Origin of the sequence: Synechococcus sp. UW86, assembly GCF_900474085.1 — a bacterium.
Lineage (GTDB): Bacteria > Cyanobacteriota > Cyanobacteriia > PCC-6307 > Cyanobiaceae > Parasynechococcus.
In genome coordinates, this window is the sequence record NZ_UCNU01000006.1 from 25759 (window position 1) to 39740 (window position 13982).

Genomic DNA, 13982 nt, shown 5'->3' on the forward strand with positions numbered 1-13982 from the left:
GTTTGCAGTCTTTCGATCACGGTCGTGGTCGCTGGGTGTTTATCCGCAGCAATCAAAAAGCCACCCAGAGGGGTGGCTTTGGCATGTCAGACGTGATGGTCCGGGTTCAGGTGATCACGGTGGGTTGATCCATGCCCGTGCGTTGCTTGATCTCCGCCAGGTCATTGATAGCGCTGATCATCTCGGCCAGGGCGACCTGGGGATCCTGGTCGAGGTCGCCGCTGCTGGGCGCATAGCTCTCCAGGTAGACGCGAATCGTTGCTCCCTTTGTGCCGGTGCCGGAGAGGCGAAGCACAACACGGCTGCCGTCGTCCAACAGGATCCGCAGACCTTGGCCTGACGTCACGGAACCATCGACGGGGTCGGTGTAGCTGAAGTTGTCTGCGGTGCTGATGGTGCGTCCGGCAAAGGCCTGGCCCACCAGGCTGGGCAGCATGGATTCGAGGCGGTCGTAGAGGCCATGGGCGGCGTCGCTGGCGACGGCCTCATAGTCGTGACGCGAGTAGTAATGGCGTCCGAAGCGCTTCCAGTGTTCGGCCATGATCTCGGCGACGCTGCAGCGACGCACGGCCAGGATCTGCAGCCAGAACAGCACGGCCCAGAGGCCATCTTTTTCGCGCACGTGGTTGCTACCGGTGCCGAAGCTCTCTTCACCGCAGAGGGTGATCTTGCCGGCGTCCAGCAGGTTGCCGAAGAACTTCCAGCCTGTGGGCGTTTCGAAGCAGTCAATCCCCAGCTCCTTGGCCACCACATCCACTGCAGCGCTGGTGGGCATTGAACGCGCCACCCCGGCCAGGCCTTCGGCGTAGGCCGGAGCCACCGTGGCGTTCGCAGTGAGCACGGCGAGGCTGTCGCTGGGATTCACAAAGCAGCGCTGGCCCAGAATCATGTTGCGATCGCCATCGCCGTCGCAGGCGGCGCCGAAGAGGTACTCATCTCCCTCGAGCAGCAGTTCAGCCAGGTCGTGGGCGTAGGTGAGGTTGGGGTCGGGGTGACCGTTGCCGAAGTCTTCCAGGGGTGTGCCGTTGCGCACGCTTCCCGCCGGTGCACCCAGTAGACCTTCGAACAACCGGGTGGCGTAGGGCCCGGTGACGGCATGCATGGCGTCAAAGGCCAAGGGGAAGTCACTGCGAATCAGATCGCGGATCTGATCGAAGTTGAACAGCTCCTGCATCAAGGCAACGAAATCGTCGACGCCGTCGATCACCTCCACTTGCATCGCGCCGATGTTGTGGAGTCCAGGGGCATCCAGTGGGATTTCTGGAGCTTCAACAATCGTGTATTGCTCCAGGGTCTTGGTGCACTCGAACACTGCATCGGTGAAGGAGGCGGGGGTGGGGCCACCGTTGGCGCCGTTGACCTTGACGCCGAAGTCACCGTTCTCACCGCCTGGGTTGTGGCTGGCGGAAAGGATGATCCCTCCGATGGCCTGACGTTGCCGGATCAGATTGGAGGCGGCGGGCGTGGAGAGGATGCCGCCGGTGGTGACGATCACCTTGCTGAGGCCGTGGGCGGCGCCCATCCGCAGGATCACGTCGATGGCACGGCGGTTGCCGTAACGGCCGTCGCCCCCCAGCACCAAGGTGCCGCCCTGCACGCCTGGCAGCGTGCGAAGCGACGCCTCAATGAAACTCTCCAGGTAATGGGGCTCCTCGAACTGGCGACTGCTCTTGCGGAGGCCGGAGGTCCCTGGCTTTTGGTCGGTGAAAGGGGTGGCCAGGGGCACCTGGCGTTGGGTCGATTCCGCAGGGGCCGAGGTGGTCATCACGACGGAGGGGTCTGTATGCGGAACCTAAACATGGAAATCCATTTGCATGGCGTCGGTCGCGACCAGTTGATGTCGCTACCCCCTTGGCCGCAACAACACAGAGGACTATGCAACGCAGAACGGCAAGCGAGACCCTCGCTTGCCGGTGGCTTTTTGGGAAGCATTGACTGCCGTCAGTTTGTGATTACTGAGCTTGGCTCAAGCCTGCCGCGATTTGAGTTTCTCCTTTTTGGTCACCGGCTCTGCGCAGAACCTTGGGATACGCCGGGCCGTGTTTGTAATGGTGTCTTTGCGTCTGAAGTCGTTGTTGTTGGCGACCTTGGCTTCGTCCATCAACATCCACAACACGTCTTTGCAGCGCTCGGGCAACCTGGAGTGATCCATCAAAGGATCAGCGAGTTGCCTTACTCGCTTGCAGGCCTCTGTTGAGTTGGCTCGGGAACATGCGTAGGCGGCCTGTTCGATGCCTCGCAGTTGCTCTTTGCTGGGCCAAGCCACATAGGGCTCAGCAGCCATAGACGGGGCAGTCATGGATAACACCATGAAAATGCGAATCAGGGCAGGGAAGTTCATGAGACTCATTATCTATCGTTTGACCTGGTTTTTCAGTCACTCGTTACTCCGACTTCTACGGATTTTTTGTCAATCGAGTTTTCATTGGATATTTGGTGGGATCCCCAGGCCAGTGCTGTTCCAGAGCCGCTCCATGTCCAGATCAAGAACTTGGCTGATAAGAGTTCCCCGATCTTCAGTGGGGCATCTCCGATGTCTTCAGCATCGCCACAAACCAAAGTCCACTCAGAACAAGGGCGACGCCCACACCGGCTCCGATGCCCACCCGGGCCATCACCAAAGGCACCACCAATGGAAAGACCATCGCCCCCGCGAGGGGGGTGATGGCCACGAACCAGCGCAGGGTTGATGGTGCTTTGTAATCGGAAGGGTTCAGAACCACTCGGCGCGGGCTTCGCTGGCAGGGTTGCTGTTGTCTTCAGGTGTCTCACGCTTGAAGTTGAGCGTGATGTTGCGCTTCTGTTCTCCATCGGAAGCCGTGGCTTCGATGGCGTACATCTGCTCGCCATCCCGGAAGGGCACCTGGATCCGGAAGGTGCCATCGGTGGAGAGAGGCACTTCTTCGCCACCGATGGTGAGACGGGCCGAAGGATCGGTGGCGCCGTAGACGATCAGTTCGGCGTCAGCCACCAGCCAGAAGGAGCGTTGGCGAGGAGCTACGCCACCAAGGCCAGACTCGTTGCGGCCGCTGGCCCAGAGGCCGGCACCCGAATCGTTCAGGCCACTGCTGTCCCCGGAGACGTCAAAGCCCTCCTGGAATTCTTCCGAGCCAACCCGACGGCGGCGGAATTGAACCGTGGCGCTTTGGTACAGCCGCTCGTGCAGGCCACTGTTGCTCGACTCGATCGGCGCGACGGGAGCTGGAGCGGATTCAGCCGGTGCTGCCTCAAGGCTGAACGGGACGAACTGATCAAGGATCTGCTCGCTTGGGTGAAGAGCGGGCACACGGGCCACGGAGGAGAAGGCCAGAGACATCCAGCTGGCGCCGATGCGGTAGCCCAACTCCACCCGGTAATCCCTGTCGCAGAGAGGCACAGGCAGATACCACTCGGTGGTGTGGCTGTCGACGGGAACTTCCTGAAGGGTGTGGGGATGGGCGTTGCCGTCCTGCATGCCCGTTACGTCAGCCAGGCGCAGGCAAAGACGGCTGGCGCCGTCCTTCTGGGCCACCTTGCGATCGGCGTCGGAAATTTCCCAGAACACGTAGGCCCACTGGGGGTCTCGGGGCAGGAACACCACGCGGGTGTCGCTGCTGCCCATGGCAGGCGCATTGAGTTCGGCCTCGATGGCCTTCAGATCTCCACCACGCTTTTGCTGACGCTGGGCAACCTCGTCGACCAGGGTCTCCTTGCTTTTGCGGCTGTAGAGCGGCACCCCAAGGTCGCTGGCGATCTGACGCAGTTGACGAAGGGTGAGACGTGCCAGGGATGACAGGGTTTGGGACACGTCCAAAAACTCCAGGTTTCGTTTGGGATCATTGTGATCCGAAAAATTCCTTTTCGAAGCGTGAAGCGGCCAAGGGTCAGTGGATGCTGACCACTGGGCGTACGTCGATCCCGGGGATCACAGTCATAGACACAAAAAAAGCGGAGCCGAAGCCCCGCTTTTTTGAACATCGTTTGAGGCCGGGATCAGCGGCTGATGCTGCGGTAGGGAACCTTCGACATGTAGTCCATGTCGGCGCCACCGCTGGGGGCAACTCCACGGGGGCCGCCCATTTCTGCCACCCAGGCCATGTAGTCCTGAGGTGAGCCACCCTTGCGGATTTTGGCGCGGGCAGGAACTTTCTTGGCGGGGCCGCCGGTGAAGACGATCTGGGGGAAGCCCAGGATTCCCCGGTAGTACTCGTCGTAGCGGGGGGTTGTGATGTTGAACGGCGTATCGCCCAGCTCCCGGCCGGGAAGCACGCGGTTGCGTTGGTAAGGAACCGTGTCGTAGCCGAAGGCGTCGAGGTACTCGGCGCTGTCGAGCAACACATCGACAAGGCCTTCCAGGCCTTTGGTCGCAATCACGATCGACCAGGAGAGCTCTTCTCCCTTGCCGTTCACCTTGCGGCCAAGGATCCGTTCGCAGAGGTGGCGAACAACCTTGTAGTTGCTGTTGAAGCCGTAGAAGGTGCGCTTGAAGGTGTCAGAGAGCACCAGGCCACGAATGAAGTCGCGAACCGTGATCTGGCCATCCTTCAGCTGGGACTCAAGGTTGACGTCCCGGTCTGTTTTGAAGGCGTGGAAGAAGATCTGCCGGTAGGCGGCTTCCACAACTGTGTCGAGGTTGTCCCGGTCGTCTGCAATTTCCAGGGAGTAAGCCCGTGATCCCTCGTCGGAGCCGACACGGAGGTTCGGAACACCCGCTCTCAAGGAGTTCTGGGTGATCGGTGCGTACTCCAGAAGAGGAATGGCCACGCGAGCTACAGCATCCACTGATGGCGATCGTAGAAGTGCTGGGTCTTGCCCCCTTCAGCTGCTGTTGCAGCGATTACATGCCGTAATACTTTCTCTAAGTACTTCTGCTTACCAGCCGAAGGGGGCGAGGGCGGCCCCACTCGTGGCTATGGCTGGGCTGGGCTGATCAACATCGTCCAGCTGCCGGGTCTCGATGCAGAAGGAGGCGTTGTTGGAGAGCCCCTGCACTGTGCTGGTGCGCAGCCGCACGTTCTCGCTGGCGAACCAGAAGCGCTCCAGGGAACTCATCATTTCGTAGTCGGTCGTGAGGATCAGGCCGTTTTCGTCATCCATGCGGAACTGACCCGCCACCGGTGCTTTCTCGGCGTAACCGCGATCCCGCAGCAGCAGTCCCCGTCGCCCCGTTTCGTCTTCGGGGATCAGTCCGAACATGGTCTGGTCTTCATGGGATTCACCGGCCCGATCCCAGGCCATCGATCCGCTCCAGCGCACCCAGCAGCCCCCCACGATCTGCTCAATGCTGGCGTTGTTGCGTTCGGCGATCTCCGCAAGGCGTTCGTCGCCCTTGAAAAGTTCCTCCACAACGATGAAGGAGGCGCCGGCTTCGGCGCGGCGATGCAGCAGGTGGTGCTGGCTGCGCTGTGAGGTCCAGCGGCCACAGCTCAGACGAAAGAAGCTGAGGGCGTCCGAGATCTCAAGCATCGCCGGCGTTGAGGAAGTGAATTGATGATGGCAGCTCGACCAGGTCAGTCACGACAGCCAGGCCACCCCCGACGGCCATGTCAGCCACGGCAGCGGGCTTCGGCGGCGCTGATCAGATCGTCGAGGGTCAGCGCCAATGGAGGCTTGCCCAGTTCGAGCGCCAGTTGATCCAGCTGGTCGGCGGCAGCGTTGAGCTGCAGCAGCAAGGTGTCGAGGAATGCTGGATCGTCAGCGACCACGGGTTGCTGCTGGCACCAGCGGCGCCGTTGGTTTTCGTCGGGGATTGCACCAGTGCTCCCTGGAGCGGCCATGGATTGGAAGCTGTCCAGGCAGTGGCTCAGCACCCGCAGGTGATGGCGATCGAGCTGGGGCAGCATGGTGGAGTCGATGCGTTCAATCGCGGCTCGGTCGATGGCCATCAGCCCTGCGCCAAGGGAGTGATGCGGAAGCCGCAGGCGTGGCCGCCCTCGAGCCGCCAATGCACCCGTTCCACCCGGCAGTCCGGCACGGTGCGCCGAATCAACAGCAATTCCTGGTCGCAGACCGCAGGAAATTCTTCAGCAATGCGCTGCACCGAACAGTGGGCCTCCTCGAGCCGCCAGCTCACGCCGTCATCGTCCCGGCTGCAGACGGTCACATAGCCCTCGTCGCGTCGCAGCCGTGCCAGGTGTTCGAGGCGAGCCTCCAGGGAGGCTTCGCCAAGGCTTTGCCGGTACTGGCTGGCCTTCGACTCCGCCTGCTGATTGAGCAGCTGGCGCACCGTCGCTTCGGGGAGATGGCTGCGCATCGAATCCAGCAGGCCAAGGGCGAAGCGGCCGCTGCCATCGGGGAACTGAGCCCGTCCTTCGTCGGTGAGGCACCAGCGGTTGCTGGGTCGACCTGGGCCGCTGGCATTGCTGCTGGCGCAGACCAAGCCGCTGTCGGCGAGGGAGCGCAGGTGCCGCCGCATGGCCTGAACGGAAATGCCTATGGCATCGGCAAGGGTGCCAGCGTCCTCCTCCCCGCGCTCCAGCAGCAGGGAGAGCACGACGTCGCGGGTGCTGGCGGGGGCCGAGGCGCTCATGAGGAGGCGAAACCTCCCCACACGATGCCATCGAATTGCCACGCCATGTTGACCGTGTTGAGGGTCACAATGGGGAGCCCGCTAACCGGAGGCCTGTTGGCCTAGGCTTCCATTAAGGAAACCGCGGGGTTTCGTAATTCGCCGCTCTCTCCACCTCCATGTCCGACGCCCCTCAAGAGCCGACAGCAGAAAGCCTGGAGGTCATCCGCAAGTTCGCTGAAACCTACGCCCAGCGCACCGGCACATATTTCTGTGCCGACCCCAGTGTCACCGCTGTTGTCTTGAAGGGTCTGGCGCGTCACAAAGACGATCTGGGGGGAGCGCTGTGCCCTTGCCGCCATTACGAAGACAAAGAGGCCGAGGTCTCCCAGGCCTTCTGGAACTGCCCCTGCGTTCCGATGCGCGAGCGCAAGGAATGCCACTGCATGCTCTTCCTCACCGAGGACAACCCCTTCGCTTGCCCTGAGAAGACGCAGACCATCACCACCGAAACGATCAACGCCACCGCCGGCTGAGCTGAATGACCAGTACCTCCACACGGGATCTCGTCAGCCAGCCGTACAAGTACGGCTTCGTCACCGAGATCGAGACCGACAAGATCGCCAAGGGTCTCAGTGAAGAGGTCGTTCGCCTGATCTCGGCCAAGAAGGAAGAGCCGGATTTCCTGCTGCAGTTCCGTCTCAAGGCGTTTCGCCATTGGCTCACCCTCGAAGAGCCCGACTGGGCTGCTCTGGGTTATCCCGAGATCGATTACCAAGACATCGTTTATTACGCGGCTCCCAAGCAGCAGGAGAAGAAGGCCAGCCTCGATGAGGTGGATCCGAAGCTGCTGGAAACCTTCGACAAGCTCGGCATCCCGCTGAGCGAGCAGAAGCGCCTCAGCAACGTGGCGGTGGACGCTGTTTTCGACAGCGTTTCGATTGCCACCACCTACAAGGAGAAGCTGGCCGAACACGGGGTGGTGTTCTGCTCCTTCAGTGAGGCGGTCAAGGAGCATCCCGAGCTGATCGAGCGCTACCTCGGCACGGTTGTCTCCAGCAACGACAACTATTTTGCCGCCCTGAACTCAGCTGTGTTCAGCGACGGATCCTTCGTCTTCATTCCTAAGGGTGTTGAGTGCCCGATGGAGCTCTCCACCTACTTCCGGATCAATTCCGGCGACACCGGACAGTTCGAGCGCACCTTGATCGTGGCTGAAGAGGGTGCCTCGGTGAGTTATCTCGAAGGCTGCACGGCACCGATGTTTGACACCAACCAGCTGCATGCGGCGGTGGTGGAGCTGGTAGCCCTCGACGACGCTTCAATCAAATATTCCACGGTTCAGAACTGGTACGCCGGTGATGAAAACGGCGTCGGCGGGATCTACAACTTCGTGACCAAGCGGGGTCAGTGCCGGGGTGATCGCAGCCGCATCAGCTGGACCCAGGTGGAGACTGGTTCAGCCATCACCTGGAAGTACCCCAGTTGCGTGCTCCAGGGTGCTGATTCGGTGGGTGAGTTCTATTCCGTGGCCCTCACCAACAACTGCCAGCAGGCCGACACCGGCACGAAGATGGTCCATGTCGGACCGCGCACCCGCTCCACAATTGTGAGCAAAGGCATCAGTGCAGGGCGCTCCAGCAACAGCTACCGCGGTCTTGTGCAGATGGGGCCCAATGCCAAGGGCGCCCGCAACTACAGCCAGTGCGATTCGATGCTGATCGGCGATCAGGCCGCTGCGAACACCTATCCCTACATCCGTTCGCAGCAGCCGCAGGCGGCCATCGAGCACGAGGCCAGCACCTGTCGCATCTCCGAAGACCAGCTCTTCTACTTGCAGAGCCGTGGCATCGGGTTTGAAGAGGCCGTCTCGATGATGGTCAGCGGCTTCTGTCGCGACGTCTTCAATCAGCTCCCGATGGAGTTTGCCGCTGAGGCCGACAAATTGCTGGCCCTCAAACTTGAGGGGTCCGTGGGCTGATCCCCTCCCCCACCTTGTCTCTGTTTTTTAACGACGCCTTCCGTGATTCGCCCTGACGCTGAGCTGCTGCTCGACATCCAAGACCTGCATGCCTCCGTCGAGGACAAGCCCATCCTCAAGGGGGTGAACCTGCAGGTGCGGGCTGGTGAAGTCCATGCCGTGATGGGTCGCAATGGCAGTGGCAAGAGCACGCTCTCCAAGGTGTTGGCCGGGCATCCGGCCTACCGGGTCACGGGCGGCAGCGTTCGTTATCGCGGCCAGGATCTGTTTGAGCTGGAGCCTGAAGAGCGGGCCCGTCTGGGGGTGTTCCTCGGATTTCAGTACCCCGTTGAAATTCCTGGTGTTAGCAACCTGGAATTCCTGCGGGTGTCCACCAATGCTCGGCGCGAAAAACAGGGGGAGGAGGAGCTCGACACGTTTGCCTTCGAGGATCACGTGCACGACAAGCTCAAGGTGGTGCAGATGGACCCTGCCTTCCTTGAGCGCAGCGTGAATGAAGGCTTCTCCGGGGGCGAGAAAAAGCGCAACGAGATTCTGCAGATGGCGCTGCTGGAGCCCGTGGTGGCGATCCTGGATGAAACCGATTCCGGCCTGGATATCGATGCCCTGCGCATCGTGGCCGGTGGTGTGAACCAGCTGGCGACGGAAGACAACGCCACGCTGCTGATCACCCACTACCAACGTCTTCTCGACGAGATCACCCCGGACTATGTGCATGTGATGGCGGCAGGCCGGATCCTGCGCACCGGCGGAAGGGAGCTGGCCCTTGAGCTGGAGCAGACCGGATACGACTGGGTGGATCAGGAGCTGGCCGCTCAAGGAGCTGCTTGACCATGGCGAGCAGTGTGCTGGCGCCAGTGCAGGAGCGCGGTCGAGCCGCGCTTGAACAGCTTGGTCTGCCCAACCGCCGCCAGGAGCCCTGGCGCCTCACCGACCTCAAACGGCTTGCGGCTGTCTCGGAATTGCAGACCAGTGCCTCGCCACTGTCCACGTCTTTGCCGGCCAGCCTCGACGGGGTGACCCGTCTGTTGCTCAACGGTTTTGATGATCCCCTGGCCGGCCAGGTGCTTCCGGAGGGAATCACGGCGCTGAATGCCGAAGAGCTGCAGCAAGCCCTCGGCCACACCCTCGATCGCTGCGGTTGTGCCCAGGTCTGGCCCGTGGAGTTCAACCATGCCAAAGCCCAACAGATTCTGGCCCTCAGGGTGCGGGGACGGGTTGGTCCGTTGGAGCTGGTGCTAGCGGCGGGTGCCGGGTTGAACGCCACGCGGGTGCTGCTGCTGTTGGAGGAAAAAGCTGAGCTCGAGTTGATGCAGGTGCTGCTGGCTGAGGGGGCGTCGGCCCACAGCCATGTGCTGGAAGTGCATCTGGGGCAGGAGGCCCAACTACGCCATGGCGTGCTGGCGACTGCGGATGGTGCGTCATCGCTGATGGCTCATTTGGCTGTCGAGCAGGAGCCCCGCAGCTCCTATGCCCTCACTTCGGTGGTTCAGGGATGGAATCTGGGACGGGTGGAGCCCCGGGTGGTGCAGGTGGATGGTCAGGCAGAGACCGTGCTTAAGGGTCTCGCCGTCACCGGCGCCGAGCAGCAGCTGGCCACCCACACCGCGGTGCGCTTCGACGGGCCGGAGGGGGAGCTCGATCAGTTGCAGAAATGCCTGGCCGGCGGCCAGTCCCACGCGATTTTTAACGGCGCCATCAGTGTTCCCCGCGATGCTCAGCGCACCAACGCTGCGCAGTTGAGCCGCAACCTGCTGCTGTCTGATCGGGCCCGGGTGGACACCAAGCCCGAGCTGGAGATCGTGGCGGACGATGTGCGCTGCGCCCACGGCGCCACCGTGTCGCAGCTTCAGGACGATGAGCTGTTCTATCTCCAGAGCCGGGGCATCGCTGCGGCGGATGCAACGGCGCTGCTGCTGCGCGGTGCCTGCCAGGAGGTGATCGCCCAGCTACCTGCTGCCGCGCAGGCGTGGCGCCCGCTGGAGCGCGTGATGGAGAGCCTCGCCCCATGACGATCGCCAAAGTACGATCCAGTGCTGATTTCGTGGATTTATCGTCTCGATATCGTGCTGATTTCCCGATTCTCGAGCAGCTGGCTCCGGATGGCCGCCCGCTGATCTATCTCGATCACGCTGCCACCAGCCAGAAGCCCCGTCAGGTGCTCGAAGCGCTGCAGCAGTACTACAGCTGCGACAACGCCAACGTGCATCGCGGTGCGCACCAGCTCAGTGCCCGTGCCACCGATGCCTTTGAGGCGGCCCGCAGCACGACGGCGGCCTTCGTGGGTGCGGCCAGTTCCCGCGAGATTGTCTTCACCCGCAATGCCAGCGAAGCCATCAATCTGGTGGCGCGCACCTGGGGTGACGCCAACCTCAAGCAGGGGGACGAAATTCTCCTCACGGTGATGGAGCACCACAGCAACCTGGTGCCCTGGCAGCTGTTGGCGCAGCGCACCGGCTGCGTGCTGCGCCATGTGGGCATCACCGAATCCGGTGAGCTGGATCTGGAGGATTTCCGGGCCCAGCTCAATGAGCGCACCCGACTGGTGAGCCTGGTGCACATCAGCAATTCCCTCGGTTGCTGCAATCCCCTGGATCAGGTGATCCCCGCAGCCCATGCCGTTGGCGCCTGTGTGCTCGTGGATGCCTGCCAGAGCCTGGCCCACAAGCCGATTGACGTGGCGGCCATGGATGCCGACTTCCTCGTCGGCTCCTCCCACAAGCTCTGCGGCCCCACCGGCATGGGTTTCCTCTGGGCGCGGGAGTCGCTGCTCGAGGCGATGCCTCCCTTTTTGGGCGGTGGTGAGATGATTCAGGACGTTTTCCTGGACCACAGCACCTGGGCGGTGTTGCCCCATAAGTTCGAAGCGGGCACCCCTGCCATTGGCGAGGCGGTGGGCATGGGTGCCGCGATTCGCTACCTCCAGGCAGTGGGTCTGGAGGCGATTCAGGCCTGGGAAGCTCAGCTCACCCGGCATCTGTTCGCCCGGTTGCAGGCCATTGATGGTGTGAGGGTCCTGGGGCCGACGCCGGATCAGCAGCCCGAGCGAGGTGCCCTCGCCACATTTCTTGTGGATGGCGTGCATGCCAACGACATTGCCGCTCTGATCGATGCGTCCGGGATCTGCATCCGCAGTGGTCACCACTGCTGTCAGCCCCTGCACCGCATGTATGACGTGACGGCTTCAGCGCGGGCCAGCCTGAGCTTCACCAGCACCTTTGAAGAGATCGACCGCTTCAGCGAAGAGCTCGCTTCCACGGTCGCTTTCCTGCGCGAGCACAGCTGAGCTGGCTCAGGCCGCCAGTTGATCGTTGCTTGATGCGGCCTCGCGTTGCCGCAGGGGAACAACCTTGTTGGTCTCGATGGCGTACTTCACCCAGCGGTAGGAGCGTGCGCCGGGACGGGGAGCCGCGTTGATCGGTTCAGGGCTGGCATAGCTGTTGCCGCGATAACGCAGGATCCGCATCGGTGCTGTCGAAACAGCCGTCAGCTTTTCAGGCTTACCGCTTTCTGATTGGTTCCGTGGAGCACAGGTTGATGGTTCCTGCTGGTTGCTCGCTCAACCCATCACATCTGCTGAACGGGGTTGTGTGCTTTGTAACCGTCTGTTAGCCCCAATTCCCTTCTGAAAAAGGCCTCGGTTTGCTCGAGCACCTCGATCTGGGTGGCTTGGCTGCGGAAGCCGTGGCCTTCCTCCTCGAACAGCCGCACCTCCACTGGAATGCCGTTGCTGCGCAGCGCCTCCGCCATGCGTTCGGTTTGTTCGGGAGGCACCACCTTGTCTTGTAAACCCTGGAAGAACAGCACCGAACAGCGGATTTGATCGGCATGCAGCAGCGGCGACCGCTGCTCGTATAAAGCACGCGCTGCGGGCCATTCCCCCACCAGGCCATCCACGTAGCGCGCTTCAAATCTGTGCGTGTCTTCAGCCATGGCTGTGAGATCACACACCGCATAGCGGCAGGCGCCGGCCCTGAACACTTCGGTGAAGCACAGCGCCGCCAGGGTGGTGAAGCCGCCGGCACTGCCACCTTCGATGGCGATCTGGCCGGGATCGGCGCGACCGGTCTCGATCAGGGCCTGTGCGGCGGCGGCGCAGTCGGCCACATCCACCAGGCCCCAGCCCCCGTTGAGGCGCTCCCGGTAGTCCCGGCCAAACCCCGTTGAGCCGCCGTAATTCACATCCACCACGCCCCAACCCCGGGAGGTCCAGTACTGAATCGCCAGGCTGAGGCCGCGGCGAGCCATGGCCGTTGGTCCGCTGTGGCTTTTCACCAGCAGCGGCGCCGGCCCTGGTGGTTTGCCGCTCGGGGGGTAGTACCAGGCATGGGTGCGTTCACCCTGATGACCGTTGAACCACAGCGGTTCGGCCACGCTGATCGCCTCAACCGACAACGGTGACGTGATGGCGGGGCTGTGGCTCCAGATCGGGGTGGCCGGTCGCAAATCGATTTCCAGCAGCCCGGCCACGCTGGTGCTGTTGCTGGCCACGGCCACGGCGCGGCCATTGCAGGCGCTTAATCCCGCAAGGTCGTCAAACGGTTGCGGCAACGGCTGCACCGCTCCATCCAAGCTGAGCCGTTGCAACGACCAGGCCCCGCGGCTGCAGACGGCGGCGACCAGTTGCTCGCCATCCCAGGCCGTGGTGCTCATCCCATAGATCCACTGGGGCATGGCAGTTTCGGCAGCCATCGGCCAGGGCCTCTCCCAGGCGGCGTCGGCACTGGGCTGGAGCATCAGGTTCCACCAACCGGAGCTGTCTTCCGCCACAAGCAACTGCCCGTCGGGCAGCCATTGGGGTTGAAACACTGAGATGCCATCGCCTCCAGCCAGCTGACGGGGCTCGACCAGCCCGCCCGTGTCGCTGAACTCCGCGCACCAGAGACGGCTGCTGTCCCAGGGCATGGCGGGTTGCTGCCACTCCACCCAGGCGAAGCGCTGGCCATCGGGGCTCAAGCAGCCATAGCCGGCAAAGTCCGTCGGCTGGTGCAGCAGCAGCGGCGTTTGATCCGTTGCGTTCAGCGCCAGGCTCACCAGCTCGTCACGGCCTTCGATTTCACGGATGCCGATCCAGCGCTGCCTGGGCAGATCGAGCACGCCATCCGCCAGCTCCCAGTCCCCTTCCCTGCTGAGCCGTTGGGGTGTAGCCAGGGGGGTGGGTTGCTGGGGGCTGGTCTGCGGCAGGCGCCAGTCCTGACGCCAGAGGCAGCCGCGCTCGATCCAGGCCAGGATCAGCCTGTCCTGCTCCACCGCGGTGGCGAGCACCCCGCCGCCGTAGTCATGCACGCGGCTGCGCAGGTTACTGGGGGCCGGCGTCAGTTCCTGTGGTTCTGCCTCGGAATCACCGAAACGCCGGATCAAGGCAGTGGTGCGGCCGCGCTCCTGGGGGCGCTGTTCCAGCCAGATCAGCCACAGCGTTGCATCGGGGCCACTGACCAGGGCCGGTTCCTTGAGACCAGGCAAACGGCCGACGGCATGTTGCGCGGATAACGGAGCGGCTCCCATAGCGGCTGA

15 protein-coding genes are annotated in these 13982 nt (G+C 62.6%); 5 read left to right on the forward strand and 10 right to left on the reverse strand.

Annotation, left to right across the window (positions count from 1 at the left end; genetic code table 11):
- Positions 1–106 precede the first annotated feature (106 nt).
- The 8 genes from DXY04_RS01840 to DXY04_RS01875 form a co-directional block, all read right to left on the reverse strand.
- The gene (locus tag DXY04_RS01840; protein ID WP_115160750.1) at positions 107–1765 is read right to left on the reverse strand and encodes an alpha-D-glucose phosphate-specific phosphoglucomutase; all 1659 of its coding nucleotides are present in this window, start codon (positions 1763–1765) and stop codon (positions 107–109) included.
- Between the two features lie 201 nt (positions 1766–1966).
- Positions 1967–2299 (reverse strand): hypothetical protein, encoded by a 333-nt coding sequence (locus DXY04_RS01845; protein ID WP_244278547.1) that lies wholly within the window; start codon positions 2297–2299, stop codon positions 1967–1969.
- Between the two features lie 217 nt (positions 2300–2516).
- On the reverse strand, positions 2517–2723 hold the full coding sequence (locus DXY04_RS01850; protein WP_115160752.1) for a hypothetical protein: 207 nt from the start codon (positions 2721–2723) through the stop codon (positions 2517–2519).
- A complete protein-coding gene (locus tag DXY04_RS01855) occupies positions 2714–3787 on the reverse strand; it encodes a DUF4912 domain-containing protein (RefSeq protein ID WP_115160805.1) in 1074 nt (357 codons plus the stop codon). The genes DXY04_RS01850 and DXY04_RS01855 overlap by 10 nt, the downstream gene beginning before the upstream one ends.
- A gap of 185 nt (positions 3788–3972) precedes the next feature.
- On the reverse strand, positions 3973–4743 hold the full coding sequence (locus DXY04_RS01860) for a phycobilisome rod-core linker polypeptide (protein WP_371634507.1): 771 nt from the start codon (positions 4741–4743) through the stop codon (positions 3973–3975).
- A 108-nt stretch (positions 4744–4851) separates the two neighbouring features.
- Positions 4852–5445: a phycobiliprotein lyase gene (locus tag DXY04_RS01865; RefSeq protein WP_115160754.1), complete on the reverse strand. Its 594-nt coding sequence runs from the start codon at positions 5443–5445 to the stop codon at positions 4852–4854.
- A gap of 80 nt (positions 5446–5525) precedes the next feature.
- Positions 5526–5864, reverse strand: coding sequence for a hypothetical protein (locus DXY04_RS01870; protein ID WP_115160755.1), 339 nt, complete (start codon positions 5862–5864; stop codon positions 5526–5528).
- Positions 5864–6508, reverse strand: coding sequence for a metalloregulator ArsR/SmtB family transcription factor (locus tag DXY04_RS01875; protein ID WP_115160756.1), 645 nt, complete (start codon positions 6506–6508; stop codon positions 5864–5866). Before DXY04_RS01875 ends, DXY04_RS01870 begins: the two co-directional genes overlap by 1 nt.
- A gap of 158 nt (positions 6509–6666) precedes the next feature.
- On the opposite strand from DXY04_RS01875, the gene DXY04_RS01880 reads away from it, so the two are divergent.
- Genes DXY04_RS01880 through DXY04_RS01900 form a run of 5 tightly spaced genes read left to right on the forward strand, consistent with a single transcriptional unit; the run spans position 6667 to position 11754 of the window.
- The gene (locus tag DXY04_RS01880) at positions 6667–7023 is read left to right on the forward strand and encodes a ferredoxin-thioredoxin reductase catalytic domain-containing protein (protein ID WP_038553034.1); all 357 of its coding nucleotides are present in this window, start codon (positions 6667–6669) and stop codon (positions 7021–7023) included.
- Between the two features lie 5 nt (positions 7024–7028).
- The gene (gene sufB, locus DXY04_RS01885; RefSeq protein ID WP_114988686.1) at positions 7029–8468 is read left to right on the forward strand and encodes a Fe-S cluster assembly protein SufB; all 1440 of its coding nucleotides are present in this window, start codon (positions 7029–7031) and stop codon (positions 8466–8468) included.
- Between the two features lie 42 nt (positions 8469–8510).
- Positions 8511–9299: a Fe-S cluster assembly ATPase SufC gene (gene sufC / locus DXY04_RS01890; RefSeq protein ID WP_115080608.1), complete on the forward strand. Its 789-nt coding sequence runs from the start codon at positions 8511–8513 to the stop codon at positions 9297–9299.
- A 2-nt stretch (positions 9300–9301) separates the two neighbouring features.
- Entirely contained in the window at positions 9302–10480 is a 1179-nt protein-coding gene (gene sufD, locus DXY04_RS01895; RefSeq protein ID WP_115160757.1) for a Fe-S cluster assembly protein SufD, read from the forward strand.
- The gene (locus DXY04_RS01900; RefSeq protein ID WP_115160758.1) at positions 10477–11754 is read left to right on the forward strand and encodes a SufS family cysteine desulfurase; all 1278 of its coding nucleotides are present in this window, start codon (positions 10477–10479) and stop codon (positions 11752–11754) included. The genes sufD and DXY04_RS01900 overlap by 4 nt, the downstream gene beginning before the upstream one ends.
- A 6-nt stretch (positions 11755–11760) precedes the next feature.
- On the opposite strand, the gene DXY04_RS12010 is transcribed toward DXY04_RS01900, so the two are convergent.
- A complete protein-coding gene (locus DXY04_RS12010; protein ID WP_170951311.1) occupies positions 11761–11934 on the reverse strand; it encodes a hypothetical protein in 174 nt (57 codons plus the stop codon).
- Positions 11935–12035: 101 nt separating this feature from the next.
- Positions 12036–13973 carry a prolyl oligopeptidase family serine peptidase gene (locus DXY04_RS01905; protein ID WP_115160759.1) on the reverse strand — a complete coding sequence of 646 codons (1938 nt, stop codon included), beginning with the start codon at positions 13971–13973 and terminating at the stop codon, positions 12036–12038.
- Positions 13974–13982: the final 9 nt, after the last annotated feature.

Coding starts and splice junctions, on each gene's coding strand:
- DXY04_RS01875 (WP_115160756.1), bottom strand. CDS start 6,508: ATGAGCGCCTCGGCCCCCGCCAGCACCCGCGACGTCGTGCTCTCCCTG.
- DXY04_RS01905 (WP_115160759.1), bottom strand. CDS start 13,973: ATGGGAGCCGCTCCGTTATCCGCGCAACATGCCGTCGGCCGTTTGCCT.
- DXY04_RS01865 (WP_115160754.1), bottom strand. CDS start 5,445: ATGCTTGAGATCTCGGACGCCCTCAGCTTCTTTCGTCTGAGCTGTGGC.
- DXY04_RS01845 (WP_244278547.1), bottom strand. CDS start 2,299: ATGACTGCCCCGTCTATGGCTGCTGAGCCCTATGTGGCTTGGCCCAGC.
- DXY04_RS01880 (WP_038553034.1), top strand. CDS start 6,667: ATGTCCGACGCCCCTCAAGAGCCGACAGCAGAAAGCCTGGAGGTCATC.
- sufD (WP_115160757.1), top strand. CDS start 9,302: ATGGCGAGCAGTGTGCTGGCGCCAGTGCAGGAGCGCGGTCGAGCCGCG.
- sufB (WP_114988686.1), top strand. CDS start 7,029: ATGACCAGTACCTCCACACGGGATCTCGTCAGCCAGCCGTACAAGTAC.
- DXY04_RS01870 (WP_115160755.1), bottom strand. CDS start 5,864: ATGGCCATCGACCGAGCCGCGATTGAACGCATCGACTCCACCATGCTG.
- DXY04_RS12010 (WP_170951311.1), bottom strand. CDS start 11,934: ATGCGGATCCTGCGTTATCGCGGCAACAGCTATGCCAGCCCTGAACCG.
- DXY04_RS01840 (WP_115160750.1), bottom strand. CDS start 1,765: ATGACCACCTCGGCCCCTGCGGAATCGACCCAACGCCAGGTGCCCCTG.
- DXY04_RS01900 (WP_115160758.1), top strand. CDS start 10,477: ATGACGATCGCCAAAGTACGATCCAGTGCTGATTTCGTGGATTTATCG.